Raw genomic sequence first — 16,157 nt, 5'->3', positions numbered from 1 at the left:
GATCAGGAAGCGGCGCATATGCAGTACGACATCGTTCAAGGCGACATCGCCGCACAGTCCGCCGACGCGCTCGTCAACGCGGCCAACACCAGCCTTCGGATGGGGTCCGGCGTCGCCGGCGCGCTCCGTCGCGGTGCGGGCGAGGGGATCGCCGAGGAGGCGATGGCAACGGGACCGATCGACCTCGGCGCGGTCGCGGTCACCGACGCCTACGACCTCGAGGCCGACCACGTCATCCACGCCGCAGCGATGCCGCATGGCGGCGAGGCGACGGCGGATAGCATTCGAGACGCGACGCGACACGCGCTCGAGCGGGCGGACGCACTCGGTTGCGAATCGCTCGTCCTCCCGGCGCTGGGCTGTGGGATCGCCGGCTTCGATCTCGCGGCGGGGGCCGAGATCATCGGCGCGGAACTCGAGCGGTACGAGCCCGAGACGCTCTCAACCGTCCAGTTGATCGCCTACGGCGACGAGGAGTACGATGTCCTTCGAACGGCGACCGGGAACTCCGAGAAGAGCAATCCGAATCGGTGAACGGCACCGACGGTGTGAGCGGTCGCCTTAGACGACGAGTTCCCACGTGTGGCCACAGCGTTCGCATTCGAACGTTCGGTTGATCCCCGGCCCCAACAGCTCCCCGTCGATCTCGGTTCCGGCGTTCCCCTTGCAGTTCGGACAGCGTATCCCTTTCATGCTCGAGTCGTGGCTGCTATTCCGGAGTCCGCGATGCGACCCCGCCGCTATCGGGTGCTACGAACCATGTTACCACACAACTTTCGTTGGGTCGTTTCATCACACTATCGTCGCAACCGTCCCTCGGTGTTCACCTGCTCGCATGATGGGGGTACGATGGGTGTGTCGGTCGGTCCAGTGGCGACCATCCGCCGGTTCGATCCTACCGGACCGACGGACTCGGTCGCCGTGCTGTCGGCGCCGTCTCGAGAAAGCCGGCGCGTCGGCTCGGTTCAGGACAGCGAGAGCCCACGGATCTCGACCGTCTCGCCCTCCGTGACGCGTCCAATGACCTGGCCATCGGTCACCGCGGCCAACTCCTCGGCCCGGTCCTCGGGCAGCGCGACGACGAACCCGGTCCCCATATTGAACGTCCGATGCATCTCCGCGTCGGTCACGCTCCCCTCCGCCTGGACGAACTCGAAGATCGGCTGGGCCGGGAGTGGTGCCTCGATATCGTACCTGTGGTCGCCCATCCGCAGCAGGTTCGTCCACCCCCCGCCCGTGACGTGAGCCGCCGCGTGGACGTCGTGATCGCGCATCGGCTCGAGCAAGTCGGTGTAGATCCGGGTCGGTCGCAGCAGTTCCTCACCAATCGTTTTCTCCGGGTCTAGCGGGAACTCGTCCGTGTAGTCGTGGGTCCGAGTCACCGCCTCGCGAGCGAGAGTCAGCCCGTTCGAGTGGATCCCGTTCGACGGAAACCCGACGAGCGCGTCGCCGACTCGCGCGTCGCCGTCGAAAATGTCGTCCTTTCCGGCGAGTCCGACACAGGTTCCCGCGAGGTCGAACCCCTTCACCACCTCGGGCATGACCGCCGTTTCGCCGCCGAGCATGGTGAGATCGGCCTGCTCGAGTCCCACCGCGAGCCCCTCGCCGATCTGGTTGGTCAGTTCCTCGTCCGGCTCGTCGATCGCGAGGTAGTCGACGAACGCGACCGGCTCGACCCCCGCCGCGACGAGATCGTTGACGTTCATCGCGATGCAGTCGATGCCGATCGTCGAGAAGTCCTCGATCGCTTCGGCGACGAGCAGTTTCGTCCCGACGCCGTCGGTCGCCAACGCGAGATACCGGTCGCCGATATCGAGCAGCCCAGCGTACTCGGTCCGGAGGTCGCTGCCGAAGGCCTCGAGCAGCGCCGCCGTCGCGTCCTCGCTGGCGTCGATGTCGACGCCGGTCTCGGCGTAGGTGAGTCCCTCCGCGTCGCCTCTCTCGTCGTCCGTGTCGGTCATACTGGAAGCACCTCCCGGCGCGAGCAAAAGGTCACCGGTCCGTTCGAGACGCCCGTGGGACCGCGCGAGCGACCGCAGTGGTCGGCGTTACCTGAATGGGCCGACGAACACGATCACGTACGCCGCGAGCAGCACCGTCGGGACGAAGACGATTGCGAAGACCCCCTTGTGCCACTCGAGGACGGACTTGCCATCCAGCGGGCCGAACGGGATCATATTGAACGCTGCGAGGAAGAGGTTGATCCAGATCCCCATCTGGCCGATCGTCCCGAACGGCTCGGGGAGGATCACCAGCGTGAGGAACAGCAGCGCTAACAGGAGGTTCGTCACCGGGCCCGCGAGCGCGATCAGGCCGTTCTCGCGTTGGGTCACCTGTCCACGGTGGTAGACGGCTCCGGGTGCGGCAAAGAGGAAGCCGACGAGCGCCCCCATGACCGCCAGGAACAGCATCTGGTAGTCGGCTCGGAACTCGGCGATCTGGCCGTGTTCGGTCGCGATGACCTTGTGTGCGATCTCGTGGAGGAGGAACGCGACGCCGACGGTCACGAGGCTCAGCCCGACCATCGTGATGAACGCGCCGATACTTTTGCCGCGGTGAACCGGTGCGAACAACAGCGCGAACGCGATGCTGAGCGTGACCCACGCGATCGCGAGATCGCGGATCTCCGTGTCGCTAAAGCGCAGTTCGGGATCGGACTGCCGAGCGGTGCGATAGCTCACGATAGCAGCCCCCGAATCAACTCGAGACTGTTCTGGGCTCCCTGGAGCAACTGCCCCATGAGCACATCGACGCCGCCGATATCGGGAGCCAGCCACGGCAGGATCACGAACGGGAACAGCCCCGTCGCGATCATGCTGCCGATGTTCGTGAGCGCGACGATCATTATCAGCCGGAACAGCGGGACGTTAAACATGTCCTCGAGTGCCTCGCCGACCGGTCGCTCGGTGTCGCCGACGATCTCGTTGAGCGTCTGGATGTCCCGCACGTTGACCGGGCGATGTTTGAGTTCGACGTAGCCGGCGAACCAGCCGGGTGCGAGCAGTGGGTTGATGCTCGTCAGCCAGGCGACCGCGCCGCCGACGCCCGCGCTGGTCCAACGTGCGCCGGCCAGCCGCGCCAGCGTGAACGCGAAGAGCCCGTTGAACAGGAACCAAGCGGCGAACAACTTCAGCAGGAACGTGTTCCTGACCCCGGCCATGATCAGCAGGAAGAAGAACCCGAGGAAGCCGACCATGACGAGGTAGCCGACGACTTTCAGCGGCGAGAATCGGCGGCTCGAGGCGGTTCCGGAGAGCGACTCGAGGGTGGGGATCTCGTCGGGATTCAGCAGGTGTCGTTCGATGCCGGCCTTATGACCGGCACCGACGACGGCGAGAACGTCGTACCCCTGTTCACGGAGTTCGTGGAGGTTGTGCGCGATGTACGCGTCCCGTTCGTCGATCAGGGCGTTCGCGCCGCCCGGACTGAACTGGCGGAACTCCTCCATCATCGCGTCGACGACGTTGCCGTCGGTCATCTCCTCGATGTCGACCTCCTCGATCTCCTCGACGTCACCACCGAGCCCGTCGAGCGCGAGCCCGAGGACGGCACCGAGCGTAACGCCGACACCGAGGCCGGCCAGCGTTCCGGCCGTCCCCCGGACCGCGGAGACGCCGGCGCTTTCGACGGTCGCAGCCGAGAACGGCCCGACGAAGGTTCCGGTCGCGATCAGCGTGAGACAGCCAGCGATGCCGAGTCCGATCCCCGCGAGGATCCGCGTCGAAAACCCGGAGAGGTAGCCGCCGGTGTATCGGCCGGCGGACTCGAAGGAGGGTAAAAAGAGGAGACCGAGGAACGCGCCGCCGAGCGCGCCGAGTGCGCCGCCGCCGATGTACTGAAGCGTCGTGGGATCGGTGAGCCCGACCAACAGGAGGTCGCCGACGCCGAGTATCGGGGCGAGAAAGACGGCGACGAGAAAGCCGAGCAACGCGCCGGTGACGGCACCCGCGGTGAGCCCGAGCGTGCGGGGGTCGGTGATGCCGAGCGCGAGCCCGCCGACCATCTTCAGTTTCTCCATGACCGATAGCCGACTCCAGAATCGCTGGATCGTTACCTGAATGTCCCGATCGACCAGGGCAACGCCGCTGCCGTTCGTTTCGGCGGCCTCGATGGCGGCCCGCATGTCGGCACCGGGCTCGATGTCGAACTGATCGCCGAGCCGCGACTGGACGTACGATAGCATCCAGTAGGCCAGAAACTGGAAGACGGTGTTGCCGGAGAGGAGGTCTCCCGCTTCGATGTCGTCCGGCGTCCCGCCCTGCATCTGGCGGTAGCGCCCTTCATCCAGTTCGACGGCGACGACGTCCGGGTCCTCGCTGGCGACCGTCTCGCGGACCTCGTCGACACTCGCTTGCGAGACGTGTGCCGTGCCGAGGACCTCGACGGAGCCGCCGTCGCCGTCGGGTGGTGCTGGCGGCTCCGGCACGTCGGCCTCGCCTGCATCGCTCATTATACCCCCCAACTCGGCGGCGACTTTTACCAGTATCGGACCGCGAAGGAATATCAAATGTCAATACAGTCTCGCCGTCGAGCCATCGGGGCCGTCAGCCGACGCCGACCGGTGAAAGCAAGACTGATTGGTGCCGTCGGGTAATACCGGCCAATGACGGCCTTACGGGAGACGGTTATCGAGAACCGCGAGATGGTCCAGCCGAACCACGCCAACATGCTCGACGTGGCCCACGGGGGCAACGTGATGAAGTGGATGGACGAAGTGGGCGCGATGAGCGCGATGCGATTTGCCGGCGAGATGTGTGTCACCGCGCGGGTCAATCAGATGAACTTCGAGCGGCCGATCCCAGTCGGCGACACGGCGTACATCACCGCCTACGTGTACGATGCGGGCACCTCGAGCGTGAAAGTCCGTCTGATCGCCGAGCGGGAAAACCTCCAGACCCACGAGCGCGAGCGGACCACCGAATCGTACTTCGTCTACGTCGCGATCGACGAGGACAACACGCCGACGACGGTACCCGAGTTGACCGTCGACACCGAGGAGGGTGAACGGCTTCGGCGGGAGGCGCTCGCGGACGATCTGGGTCGGGCCGACTGACCGATTCGAAGCGGGCGGCACGAGTAAGCGCCATCGGAACCCGCGTACAGCGGTGTCCCATCCGAAGCGAATCGACTCTTTCACTGCGGTGCCGTCGCTGCCGGCCGGTGGCCGGACGCCGATGTTCGACGCTCCGCCCCTCTCTCACCCGAGTAATCGATCGAACTCGAGCCATCGCGCTCGAGAACGGCCGAGACGGTACCCCGCCGCGGTCAGCGTCGATCTCGAGACGACCGGTCCGCGACTGGGGCCGACTCGAGCGGCCTGCCGAAGCCTGATAACACAGTGTTACCCGGTTCGGATGGGAACTACTATACCGGTTCACGACGTAGGACACACAGATCGATGTCTGTCTCTTATACACATCNTCGCGCCATCAGAGATGTGTATAAGAGACAGGTACTCCACGAACTGCTGGACGGCGAACAGCGATTTAACGAACTCAAGCGATCGACCGACGCGAACGCCCGCACCCTCTCGCGTGTGCTCGACGATCTCGGCGAGATGGGGTTCGTCGAACGCCGCATCGAGGAGGACGCCCCCGTGGCGACCTACTACAGCCTCACCGACAAGGGCGAGTCCCTCGAACCGGTCTTCAGCGAGATCGAGTGCTGGGCCGGTTCCTGGCTCGACGACGGCGAACTCGAGCCCCAGTAACGCGTCGACCGTCTTCGAACCGCGGGGTCGGTCGTCCGCGCCGATCAGTACGGCAACAGGAGCAAGACGACCGCCAGGAACGGGATCAGCGCGAGCAACATCGTGACGGCGTAGCCGAACATTTCCCGTGCCCGAATGTTCGTGATCGCGAGCAGCGGCAGCGCCCAGAACGGGTTCAGCAGGTTCGTGTGTGCGTCCCCGACGGCGTAGGCGATCGTCGCCTGGCCGACCGGCACTCCGACCTCCTGTGCGGCCTCGAGAACCGGCGGGCCGAGAACGATCCACTCGCCGCCGCCGGAGTGGACGAAGAGGTTGACGACCGCGGCCGTGAGCCACGCGATTATCGGGAACGTCTCGGTGGTCGAGACCGCCAATAGTCCTTCGGCCATCGTTTCCGCCAGCCCGGAGCCGCTCATCATGCCCTGAATGCCCGCGAAAAACGGGAACAGGAGGATGATTCCGGCGGCGGCGTCCGCGGCGTCGCCGAACCGGTCCCGGTAGAGCGCCGGCCGCGTGTAGAGCGCCAGGCCGGCGAACAGGAACCCGAAGTTCAGCACGTTCAGGTCCAGTGCGTCCAGTCCGCCGGTCGCGAACTCCCAGGCGATCACCGCGACCCCGGTCAGCGCGATGACACCGCCCAGCAACCGACTGTTGTCGATCCGCTCGGCTGGAACGCGGCCGTCGTCCGATGGTTCCGCCGGCGTCAGATCGTCCGCCGCGTCGTCGTCGGCGCTGCCGGCCGTCGACTCGAGCAGTTCGCTCTCGGGGATGTACTCGGTGATCTCCCGCGACCGCTCCGCGGCGGGCGTCAGCAGGGAGAGCACGGTCGCCGCGAAGAGAATCGATAGCGCGGTGAGCGCGAGCGCGTATCCGCTGAAGACCGTTGCGCCGGTGCTAACCGGCTCGTCGATGACGCCGAGTTCGATGAATTCGTTGCCCGACGTCGCGAGCAGCAGGGGTGCCGAGCCGGAGAGGCCCCAGTGCCAGGTCAGTCCCAGGCCCATGTAGCCGGCCACACAAAGCAGCGGGTAGTGGACCGTGAGTCCCTCCCGATAGGCGGCCTTCCCCATCTCACGCGCGAAGATCGCGCCGACGACGAGGCTCAGCCCCCAGTGAACCCAGGCCAGAACCATCGAAACGACCCCGACCAGGACGACGGCCTGCTTGCTGGAGTTCGGGACCGCCGCCAGTCGCTGGAGCGCGTCGTTGACCTGCGGGTGGTAGGCGATCACGAACCCGGTCATGATGATCAACACCATCTGCATCGCGAAGGTGAGGAAAGCCCAGAACCCGTCGTACCAGTGTTGGATCATCTCCGTCGGGCCCTGCCCTTCGACGAGTATCCCGACCGCGAAGACGACGTAGGACAGGATGATCGCGAACAGGAACGGGCTCGGCATCCATCGCTCGACGACGTTCGCGATTCGGTTCCCCAGCCGTTCGATGCCGTTCCCGGTCGCCGCCGCACGGTCTGCGTCCTGCATACGTGTTGTGATACTAAATGCCGTGTTAAGCGTTGCGCGGGGGGAACGAGCGCTCGAGGGGGGACTCGTCGACGGCACCCCGCGCCGGCGGGGACGACGGCGAACCGCGAGGTCAGTCGTCGGTCTCGAGTTCGACGAGTTCGAGCGAGCGGTCGAGATGGCAGACCTCGTGTGGGGGGTCGCCGATGATTTCCCGAATGCGGTACTCCTCGTCGAACTCGACGCCGTCGGGTTCGCAGTACTCGTGGCTGGGACAGTCGACGTACGGGCAGGGACCGGGGAGGCTCGTCTTGCTCCCGGCGAAGGCACCCTTTGACGTGATGTTCGCGCGCGTCGCGGCTGGCTCGACTTCGACGGCGCGGACCCCGCCGTCGTGCATGGCACACTCGAGGGTCTGGGCGTTCTCCCGGACGGACGTGACGCGGTACTTCGTGCCCGGGTGGAGGTTGAGACACTGGCTGCGATAGGGACAGCCGGTACAGGCGTCGGCTTCCCCCTCGTAGACGAACTCGGTTCCCGGCTCGGCCAGCCGGGAGCCGATGAGCGTAACGGTCGACATGGGACGTGGTAGTCGCCACTGGCGGTTAAGCGTCACGTCCCGTCGAGCGCCGGGAACTCGAGTGTGGATCGGCAGGCGATGCGGGCGGACCGATTCAGCCGTCGGTTTCGTCGCCGGTGAGTTCGTCCAGTCGTTCGAAGTACGTCTCTCGAGGGACCTGGTAGAGCCCTCGATAGTCGATTTCGCCGTCGTCGAACTGCCGGGCGAGTGCGATCGTTCGTTCGAGGGCGTCGTCCCGGGTGGGGTATCGCAGCGTCTCGTTCAGCGACACGTCCGGCTCGAGGTAGAGCGTGACGAACCAGTCCTCGGAATCGGCGGTGTCCGCGGGGTTGACACCGGGTCGACGGGTTCGCTTGCCGTGGGTGAGATACAGCGTCGGCAGACAGGGTGCGGGAAAGTCCGCGGCGTTGAACACGTCCGGTCGGTACGCGAGAACGAGCCGTCCCTGCTCCCCCTGACTCCAGACGGTCCATGCGTCCGGTAGCCGCGAGCGGTCACCCACGCCATCCGCATCCGTATCCGACATGGCCGTCGGTAGGTCCCCTCACCGTAAATCCCCGTCGCCACTGGGCCGGTCGGGTGGCCGCTGGGTTCCGCTGGTCCGACGGCGGTTGGGGATGGGGCGCGCGCGAGCCGACGTGGATGCTGCAGGCCGGTAACTTATATCGAATGGGGCCGAATGTGGGGTGTGATACCGAACATCAACACAGCGTGCTGGCAATATTCTCCCGGAATTAAGTCCTGACAAATACCTTTTGGGGCTAAGGTTAAGTAGCTGGATTACTCACTCATTAAATACTATCGGTATCCGTTTGCCGGGCCGATCCACTCCGCGCCCGTCCCCGGTGCAGCGTTGCCCGATCCCCTGACGAGGCATCGCGCAACGTCGAGTGGTGGTAGATGACATATGACATGGCAAATCGCCGCCGCCCACGAACGGGTTGCGCTCCCCGAGCCCCCCCTCGAGGAGTCCGACGAGCACGACGCACTCACGTCGGGTGACGCGAGGCGACGGATTCCGACGGTTCGGCCACACGACGCCACGGCTGGTCGAACGACGTCCACGCAGGCAGTCCGCGGATCACGGACGACTGCACAGCAGACGGGGGAACCCCGCAACTGGCAATGATACCATGACCGGTGACATCGAAACACTCGAGCAGCTCAGTACGGATTACAAGGAATCGATGCCCGCAGACCTTCGGGAAACCAAGTCCTTCGACTGGTACCTGGAAGTGGTCTACGAGGACCCGAAGGTGGCCCGCAACGCCCACCAGCGCGTCGCGGACATGTTCGATTACTACGGCACGACCTACGACGAGACCGAAGGGATGGTCGAGTACCAACTCGCCAGCGAGGACCCGCTGGGCGACGGCGAGAACACCTTCTACGGGAAGGTCATCCACCAGTCGATCCACGAGTTCGTCAACAAGGTCAAGTCGGGTGCTCGCCGGCTGGGCCCCGAACGGCGAATCAAGCTTCTGCTCGGGCCGGTCGGCTCCGGGAAGTCCCACTTCGACAAGCAGGTCCGCAAGTACTTCGAGGACTACACGCTGCGGGACGACGGCCGGATGTACACCTTCCGGTGGACGAACCTCTGTGACGTGATTCAGGATCAGGACCCGGCCGATGACTCCGTCCGCTCCCCGATGAACCAGGACCCGCTCGTGCTCTTACCCGTAGAGCAGCGCCAGCGGGTTATCGACGATCTCAACGAGAACCTCGACGCGCCCTACACCATTCAGAACGAGCAGGCGCTCGACCCTGAAAGCGAGTTCTACATGGACAAGCTGCTGGCGTACTACGACGACGACCTCCAACAGGTCCTCGAGAACCACGTCGAGATCGTCCGGTTCGTCGCCGACGAGAACAAACGACAGGGCCTCGAGACCTTCGAACCCAAGGACAAGAAGAACCAGGACGAGACCGAACTCACCGGCGACGTCAACTACTCGAAAATCGCTATCTACGGCGAGAGCGATCCGCGCGCGTTCGACTACTCGGGAGCCTTCTGTAACGCGAACCGCGGTATCTTCTCCGGCGAGGAACTGCTCAAACTCCAGCGGGAGTTCCTCTACGACTTCCTCCATGCGACCCAGGAGCAGACGATCAAGCCCAAGAACAACCCCCGGATCGACATTGACCAGGTGATCGTCGGCCGGACGAACATGCCCGAGTACAAGGACAAGAAGGGCGACGAGAAGATGGAGGCGTTCAACGACCGCACCAAGCGGATCGACTTCCCCTACGTCCTTTCCTACGAGGACGAGGCTAGCATCTACGAGAAGATGCTGCAAAACGCCGACGTCCCCGACATCAACGTCGAGCCACACACCCTCGAGATGGCGGGACTCTTCGGCGTCTTAACCCGCATCGAGGAGCCCGACACCGAGACCGTCGGACTCCTCTCGAAGGCCAAGGCCTACAACGGCGAGATCGACGAGGGCGACGATATCGACACCAAGAAGCTCCGCGAAGAGGCCGAACTAAAGGCCGAGATCGGCGAGGGCATGGTCGGGATCTCACCGCGGTTCATCGGCGACGAGATCGCCGAGGCCATCATGGACTCCAAACACCGCCAGCGCGGGTTCCTCTCGCCGCTGACGGTGTTCAACTTCTTCGAGGAGAACTTGGAACACCACGGCTCGATTCCGGAGGACAACTTCGAGACCTACTACCGCTACCTCGAGACGGTCCGCGAGGAGTACAAGGAGCGGGCCATCGAGGACGTCCGCCACGCGCTAGCCTACGATATCGACGAGATCCAGCGCCAGGGCGAGAAGTACATGGACCACGTGATGGCCTACATCGACGACGACACGATCGAGGACGAACTCACGGGTCGCGAACAGGAACCCGACGAGACGTTCCTCCGGTCGGTCGAGGAGAAACTCGACATTCCCGAGGACCGCAAGGAGGACTTCCGACAGGAGGTCTCCAATTGGGTCTCCCGCCGCGCCCGCGAGGGCGAGGCGTTCAACCCCCAGGACAACGAGCGCCTGCGCCGCGCCCTCGAGCGCAAGCTCTGGGAGGACAAGAAACACAATATCAACTTCTCCGCGCTGGTCAGCGCTAACGAGTTCGACGACGACGAGCGCTCCGCGTGGATCGATGCGCTGATCGAACAGGGCTACTCCGAGGGCGGTGCCAAGGAGGTGCTCGAGTTCGCCGGTGCGGAGGTCGCCAAGGCGGAGATGGACGACTAACATGACCGGACACGAGGCCGACTAACATGACCGGACACGACTACGTCACCGAGGCCGACCGCGCGCTCGAGGAGACCTACGAGGAGCCGATGTCCCTCGCGGCGTACGTCGATCGGGTCTTCGAGAACCCGTCGATCGCCTCCCATGCCTCGAAGTACCTGCTCGAGGCGATCGAGGCCGCGGGCACCCGGACGGTCGTCGAGGAGGGCGAGGAAAAGGAGCGCTATCGCTTCTTCGACGACCCGTACAACGACGGTGAGCACGCGATCCTCGGGAACACCGAGGTACTCAACGGGTTCGTCGACGACCTGCGGTCGATCGCCGCGGGCCGGGCGAAAGACGAGAAGATCATCTGGTTCGAGGGGCCGACCGCGACCGGCAAGTCCGAACTCAAACGCTGTCTGGTCAACGGCCTGCGCGAGTACTCGAAGACGCCCGAGGGCCGTCGCTACACCGTCGAGTGGAACATCTCGACCGCCGAGGGCGGCGAGCGCGGACTGAGCTACGGCGACGAGACCAGCGCCGCCGACGAGCAGGACTGGTACGAGAGTCCCGTCCAGGCCCACCCGCTGTCGGTGTTTCCCGCGGAGGTGCGGGGCGATCTCCTCGAGCAACTCAACGCCGACCTCGACGACCACGTACCGATTCAGGTCGACGCACAGCTCGATCCGTTCTCCCGGGAAGCGTACGACTTCTTGGAGGAGCGCTACCGCCGGGCGGGCGAGGAGGAACTCTTCTCGGCGATCACCGACGAGAGCCACCTCCGCGTGAAAAATTACGTCGTCGATACGGGCCAGGGTGTCGGGGTCCTCCACTCGGAGGACGACGGCCCGCCCAAGGAGCGCCTCGTCGGCTCGTGGATGCACGGCATGCTCCAGGAACTCGACTCGCGGGGCCGGAAGAACCCACAGGCGTTCAGCTACGACGGCGTGCTCTCGCAGGGCAACGGCGTGCTGACGATCGTCGAGGACGCAGCCCAGCACGCCGATCTCCTCCAGAAGCTGCTGAACGTCCCCGACGAGCAGTCGGTGAAACTGGATAAGGGGGTCGGGATGGACGTCGATTCCCAGCTCCTGATCATCTCGAACCCCGACCTCGAGGCCCAGCTCAACCAGCACGCGGATCGGAACGGGATGGACCCGCTGAAGGCACTCAAACGCCGGTTGGACAAACACCGTTTCGGTTATCTGACGAACCTGAGCCTCGAGACGGAACTCATTCGCCGCGAGTTGACAAACGAGATGGCGGTCTGGGAGGCCGAGAGCTACGACGAACTCGCCGATCGGATTCGTGCCCCGGTGACGATGTCGGTTAAGGACCGCGACGGCGAGACGCGCGTCCAGGAGTTCGCGCCGCACGCGATCGAAGCGGCCGCGCTGTACGCGGTCGTCACGCGATTAGACGAGGAACACCTCCCGAACGGGCTCGATCTGGTGGATAAGGCTTTGATCTACGATCAGGGCTACCTTCAGGAAGGCGACAGCCGGCGGGAGAAAGCGGAGTTCGACTTCGACGGCGACGGCAACGACGGCGATCACGGCATCCCGGTCACGTACACGCGGGACACGCTCGCGGAACTGCTCCAGACCGATCGGGATCGCCACCACGCCGAGCCATCGGTCGAGGACATCGTCATGCCCCGCGACGTGTTAAACGCCATGGTCGAAGGGCTGATCGACGCGCCGGTCTTCTCGACGGGCGAGCGCTCGGAGTTCGAGAACCGCGTCGTGCCCGTGAAAAACTACATCTACGATCAACAGGAGAGCGACGTCATCGAGGCCATCATGCACGACAAACGCGTCGACGAGGAGACCGTCGCCGAGTACGTCGAACACGTCTACGCCTGGGAGACCGAGGAGCCGCTGTACAACGACCGCGGGGAGCGCGTCGAGCCCGATCCGCTGACGATGAAGCTGTTCGAGATCGAGCATCTCGGCCGGTTCTCCGAGAGCGGGTACGACGGGAACCAGCCCCGCGAGAGCGTCCGGAACTTCCGGCGCGAGAAGGTCATCACGTCGCTGAACCGCCACGCCTGGGAGCACCGCGACGAGGACTTCGCCGTTGAGGATGTCGATCTCACCGCGATCCCGGTGATCAAGACCGTCCTCGAGAGTCACGACTGGGACGACGTCGAGCGGACCTTCGGGGACTTCGACCCGCGCCAGTGGAGCGACCCGCCAAGCGGGACCGAGACGGCCGCCGTCAAGGAGAGCACGATCGATACGATGGTCGATCTCTTCGGCTACTCCGAGGCGTCGGCCGAACTGACCAGCAGACACGTCATGGGACAGGTGAGCTACAGATGGGACTGAGAGACGACCTCGAGCGGTTCCGGGAGGTGGGTGAACAGCGTCGCGAAGATCTGGCCGACTTCATCCAGTACGGCGACCTCGGCCAGAGCCGGCCGGGCGAGATCAAGATCCCGGTCAAGATCGTCTCGCTGCCGGAGTTCGAGTACGATCAACGCGATCAGGGTGGCGTCGGGCAAGGCGAGGACGGCACGCCCGACACCGGCCAACCGGTCGGCCAGCCACAACCGCAGCCGGGTGACGACGACGGCGAGGACGGCGAGCCGGGCGAGGACGGCGGCGACCACGAGTACTACGAGATGGACCCCGAGGAGTTCGCCGCGGAACTCGACGAGGAACTGGGGCTCGATCTCGATCCGAAGGGCAAGACGGTCGTCGAGGAGAAGGAAGGTCCCTTTACCGACCTCACGCGGACCGGTCCCAACAGCACGCTCGACTTCGAGCGGATGTTCAAGGAGGGGCTCAAACGCAAGCTCGCGATGGACTTCGACGAGGAGTTCCTGCGGGAACTCTGTAAAGTCGCGGACATCGAACCTCGCGACGTCTTCGTGTGGGCTCGCGGCGAGAACCTGCCGGTGTCGATGGCCTGGATCGAAGAAGCCTACGCGGACATCCCCGACGATGAGCGGGGGAAGTGGGCCTCGATCGAGGAGGTCGAGGCAACCGTCGAACGCGAGAGCGTCCAGCAGAAGATCCGCCGCGAGGGGATCAAACACGTGCCCTTCCGCCGCGAGGACGAACGCTACCGCCACCCCGAAATCATCGAGGAGAAGGAGAAGAACGTCGTCGTCGTCAACATCCGCGACGTTTCCGGCTCGATGCGAGAGAAGAAACGCGAACTCGTCGAGCGGACCTTCACCCCGCTGGACTGGTACCTACAGGGCAAGTACGACAACGCCGAGTTCGTCTACATCGCCCACGACGCCGACGCCTGGGCGGTCGACCGCGACGAGTTCTTCGGCATCCGCAGCGGCGGCGGCACCAAAATCTCGAGCGCGTACGAGCTCGCCGCCGAGTTGCTCGAGGACTACCCCTGGGCCGACTGGAACCGATACGTCTTCGCCGCGGGCGACTCGGAGAACTCCTCGAACGACACCGAGGAGCGCGTGGTCCCGATGATGGAGGGAATCCCGGCGAACCTCCACGCCTACGTGGAGACCCAGCCAAGCGGCAACGCGATCAACGCCACCCACGCCGAGGAACTCGAGCGTCACTTCGGTACCGACGCCGACGATGTCGCGGTGGCGTACGTCAACGACGAATCGGACGTGACGGACGCGATCTACGAGATCCTCTCGACGGAGGGTACTGCAAATGAGTAATTCGGACAGATTCCGCAAACAGGCGATCGCCAGCGAACTCGAGGAGCCGGTCGACGAGGCCCGGGCCCTCGCCGAGAAACTCGGCCTCGAGCCCTATCCGGTGAAGTACTGGATCATCGACTACGACGAGATGAACGAACTCATCGCCTACGGCGGGTTCCAGAGCCGGTACCCTCACTGGCGGTGGGGGATGCAGTACGACAAGCAACAAAAGCAGGGGCAGTACGCGGGCGGGAAGGCCTTCGAGATCGTCAACAACGACAATCCCGCGCACGCGTTCCTGCAGGAGTCCAACACGGTCGCCGACCAGAAGGCGGTCATCACCCACGTCGAGGCTCACTCGGACTTCTTCGCCAACAACGACTGGTTCGGCATGTTTACCAGCAGGCGCGCGGACGAGGATCAGGTCAACGCCGCGGCCATGCTCGAGCGTCACGCGCGGGCGATCGACGAGTATATGTCAGACCCCGATATCGACCGCGCCGAGGTCGAGAAGTGGATCGACCACTGCCTGTCCCTCGAGGACAATATCGACCAGCATCAGGTGTTCAGCCGGCGGCTCGACGTCGACGGACCCGCGATCGAGGGGATCGACGAGGACCTCGCCGAGAAGTTGGACGAACTCGAACTCTCCGACGAGATCAAAGGCGAAGTCTTCACCGAGGAGTGGGTCGAGCAACTCGAGGAAGAGGAGCTTACCGGGACCTTCCCCGAGGAGCCACAGAAGGACCTGCTGGCCTTCGTTCGCGAACACGGCAAGCAGTACGACGACGAAGCCGGTCGGGGCGTCGAGATGGAGGAGTGGCAACGCGACATCCTCGATATGATGCGCGCGGAGGCCTACTACTTCGCCGCCCAGAAGATGACGAAGGTGATGAACGAGGGCTGGGCCTGTGTCGATCCGGACACGCCAATATTCACTGCCGACGGACTTGTCTCGATGCGTGAAGTGGTCGATAACCACATGACCGTCTCCGACGGAGAAACGTCCCGTGCGGTCTACGACTCGAACGTCATTCACGATCACGACACCGTGACGATCGAGACCCGTCGCGGCTTCGAACTGACCGGGTCGAACAATCACCGGATTCGGCTTCCGGACGGCTCGTGGTCGCGCCTTGACGAGCTGTCGGTCGGCGACGAAATCGAAGTCTCGGGTGGGAACGAAACGTGGCCATCGACGTACGTTGATCTCGAGTGGCAGCCGCCCGAAAACGTCACGCTGAACGATGTCGCCGAGGAAGCTGGTGTTTCGGTCTGGACGGTCATGCGGTACCGACGAGTCGGCCGGGCACGAAAGGCCGAAGCCGTAGAGAACGCCTTGGGGGAGTTCCAGGGGGGAGATCGAGGACTGGTCCAGCGAGACCCGATCGCCGTTCCCGACACGATCGACGAGCAGTTCGGTCGGTTCTTGGGATTGCTCGTGGGTGACGGCCACATCTCTTCGGCTGCCGGGCACGTCGGGTTTACCAACGGGGAGAAACGCCACGCCGAGGAGTTCGCCGGGCTCGTCGACGAACTCTTCGGGATCGATCCAACTGCTGTCTCTTATACACATCTCTGATGG

The 16,157-nt window shown here is 64.4% G+C and carries 15 protein-coding genes; 8 read left to right on the top strand and 7 right to left on the bottom strand.

Features of this window, described 5'->3' with window-relative positions:
* The first annotated feature begins 18 nt into the window (after nucleotides 1–18).
* Entirely contained in the window at nucleotides 19–534 is a 516-nt protein-coding gene (locus C487_RS15300; RefSeq protein WP_006186718.1) for a macro domain-containing protein, read from the top strand.
* Nucleotides 535–561: 27 nt separating this feature from the next.
* Here the strand turns inward: C487_RS15300 and C487_RS21565 are convergent, their stop codons facing one another.
* The 4 genes from C487_RS21565 to C487_RS15285 all read right to left on the bottom strand — a co-directional run bounded on the left by C487_RS21565 (nucleotide 562) and on the right by C487_RS15285 (nucleotide 4,450).
* Nucleotides 562–693 (bottom strand): zinc ribbon domain-containing protein, encoded by a 132-nt coding sequence (locus tag C487_RS21565; RefSeq protein ID WP_006186717.1) that lies wholly within the window; start codon nucleotides 691–693, stop codon nucleotides 562–564.
* Nucleotides 694–965: 272 nt separating this feature from the next.
* Entirely contained in the window at nucleotides 966–1,961 is a 996-nt protein-coding gene (gene purM / locus C487_RS15295; protein ID WP_006186716.1) for a phosphoribosylformylglycinamidine cyclo-ligase, read from the bottom strand.
* Between the two features lie 87 nt (nucleotides 1,962–2,048).
* Nucleotides 2,049–2,681 (bottom strand): zinc metalloprotease, encoded by a 633-nt coding sequence (locus C487_RS15290; protein WP_006186715.1) that lies wholly within the window; start codon nucleotides 2,679–2,681, stop codon nucleotides 2,049–2,051.
* Nucleotides 2,678–4,450 carry a TraB/GumN family protein gene (locus C487_RS15285; RefSeq protein WP_006186714.1) on the bottom strand — a complete coding sequence of 591 codons (1,773 nt, stop codon included), beginning with the start codon at nucleotides 4,448–4,450 and terminating at the stop codon, nucleotides 2,678–2,680. Before C487_RS15285 ends, C487_RS15290 begins: the two co-directional genes overlap by 4 nt.
* Before the next feature lie 153 nt (nucleotides 4,451–4,603).
* Between C487_RS15285 and C487_RS15280 the strand changes: the two genes are divergently transcribed.
* Together C487_RS15280 and C487_RS15275 are read left to right on the top strand one after the other, a co-directional pair.
* The gene (locus C487_RS15280) at nucleotides 4,604–5,053 is read left to right on the top strand and encodes an acyl-CoA thioesterase (protein ID WP_006186713.1); all 450 of its coding nucleotides are present in this window, start codon (nucleotides 4,604–4,606) and stop codon (nucleotides 5,051–5,053) included.
* Nucleotides 5,054–5,437: 384 nt separating this feature from the next.
* Nucleotides 5,438–5,710 carry a winged helix-turn-helix transcriptional regulator gene (locus C487_RS15275; protein ID WP_006186712.1) on the top strand — a complete coding sequence of 91 codons (273 nt, stop codon included), beginning with the start codon at nucleotides 5,438–5,440 and terminating at the stop codon, nucleotides 5,708–5,710.
* A 44-nt stretch (nucleotides 5,711–5,754) separates the two neighbouring features.
* Here C487_RS15275 and C487_RS15270 read toward each other — a convergent pair whose 3' ends face one another.
* From C487_RS15270 to C487_RS15260, 3 genes are all read right to left on the bottom strand, one after another.
* The gene (locus C487_RS15270) at nucleotides 5,755–7,194 is read right to left on the bottom strand and encodes a short-chain fatty acid transporter (RefSeq protein WP_006186711.1); all 1,440 of its coding nucleotides are present in this window, start codon (nucleotides 7,192–7,194) and stop codon (nucleotides 5,755–5,757) included.
* Between the two features lie 112 nt (nucleotides 7,195–7,306).
* On the bottom strand, nucleotides 7,307–7,753 hold the full coding sequence (locus C487_RS15265) for a UPF0179 family protein (protein ID WP_006186710.1): 447 nt from the start codon (nucleotides 7,751–7,753) through the stop codon (nucleotides 7,307–7,309).
* A gap of 94 nt (nucleotides 7,754–7,847) precedes the next feature.
* Nucleotides 7,848–8,279, bottom strand: coding sequence for a DUF5820 family protein (locus tag C487_RS15260; RefSeq protein ID WP_006186709.1), 432 nt, complete (start codon nucleotides 8,277–8,279; stop codon nucleotides 7,848–7,850).
* A 381-nt stretch (nucleotides 8,280–8,660) separates the two neighbouring features.
* Here C487_RS15260 and C487_RS15255 point away from each other — a divergent pair, with 381 nt between their 5' ends.
* From C487_RS15255 to C487_RS22075, 5 genes are read left to right on the top strand one after another with little or no spacing between them, the layout of a single operon-like run.
* On the top strand, nucleotides 8,661–8,882 hold the full coding sequence (locus C487_RS15255) for a hypothetical protein (RefSeq protein ID WP_006186708.1): 222 nt from the start codon (nucleotides 8,661–8,663) through the stop codon (nucleotides 8,880–8,882).
* Nucleotides 8,883–8,886: 4 nt separating this feature from the next.
* On the top strand, nucleotides 8,887–10,959 hold the full coding sequence (locus tag C487_RS15250) for a PrkA family serine protein kinase (RefSeq protein ID WP_006186707.1): 2,073 nt from the start codon (nucleotides 8,887–8,889) through the stop codon (nucleotides 10,957–10,959).
* A 26-nt stretch (nucleotides 10,960–10,985) separates the two neighbouring features.
* A complete protein-coding gene (locus C487_RS15245; protein WP_006186706.1) occupies nucleotides 10,986–13,271 on the top strand; it encodes a PrkA family serine protein kinase in 2,286 nt (761 codons plus the stop codon).
* Complete coding sequence (locus tag C487_RS15240) at nucleotides 13,262–14,590, top strand: YeaH/YhbH family protein (protein WP_006186705.1); 1,329 nt, start codon at nucleotides 13,262–13,264, stop codon at nucleotides 14,588–14,590. The genes C487_RS15245 and C487_RS15240 overlap by 10 nt, the downstream gene beginning before the upstream one ends.
* Nucleotides 14,583–16,154, top strand: coding sequence for a SpoVR family protein (locus C487_RS22075; protein WP_006186704.1), 1,572 nt, complete (start codon nucleotides 14,583–14,585; stop codon nucleotides 16,152–16,154). The genes C487_RS15240 and C487_RS22075 overlap by 8 nt, the downstream gene beginning before the upstream one ends.
* Nucleotides 16,155–16,157 lie beyond the last annotated feature (3 nt).

The organism is Natrinema pallidum DSM 3751 (genome assembly GCF_000337615.1).
Classification (GTDB): Archaea; Halobacteriota; Halobacteria; order Halobacteriales; family Natrialbaceae; genus Natrinema; species Natrinema pallidum.
This window is presented reverse-complemented; position numbering and strand designations above follow the sequence as displayed.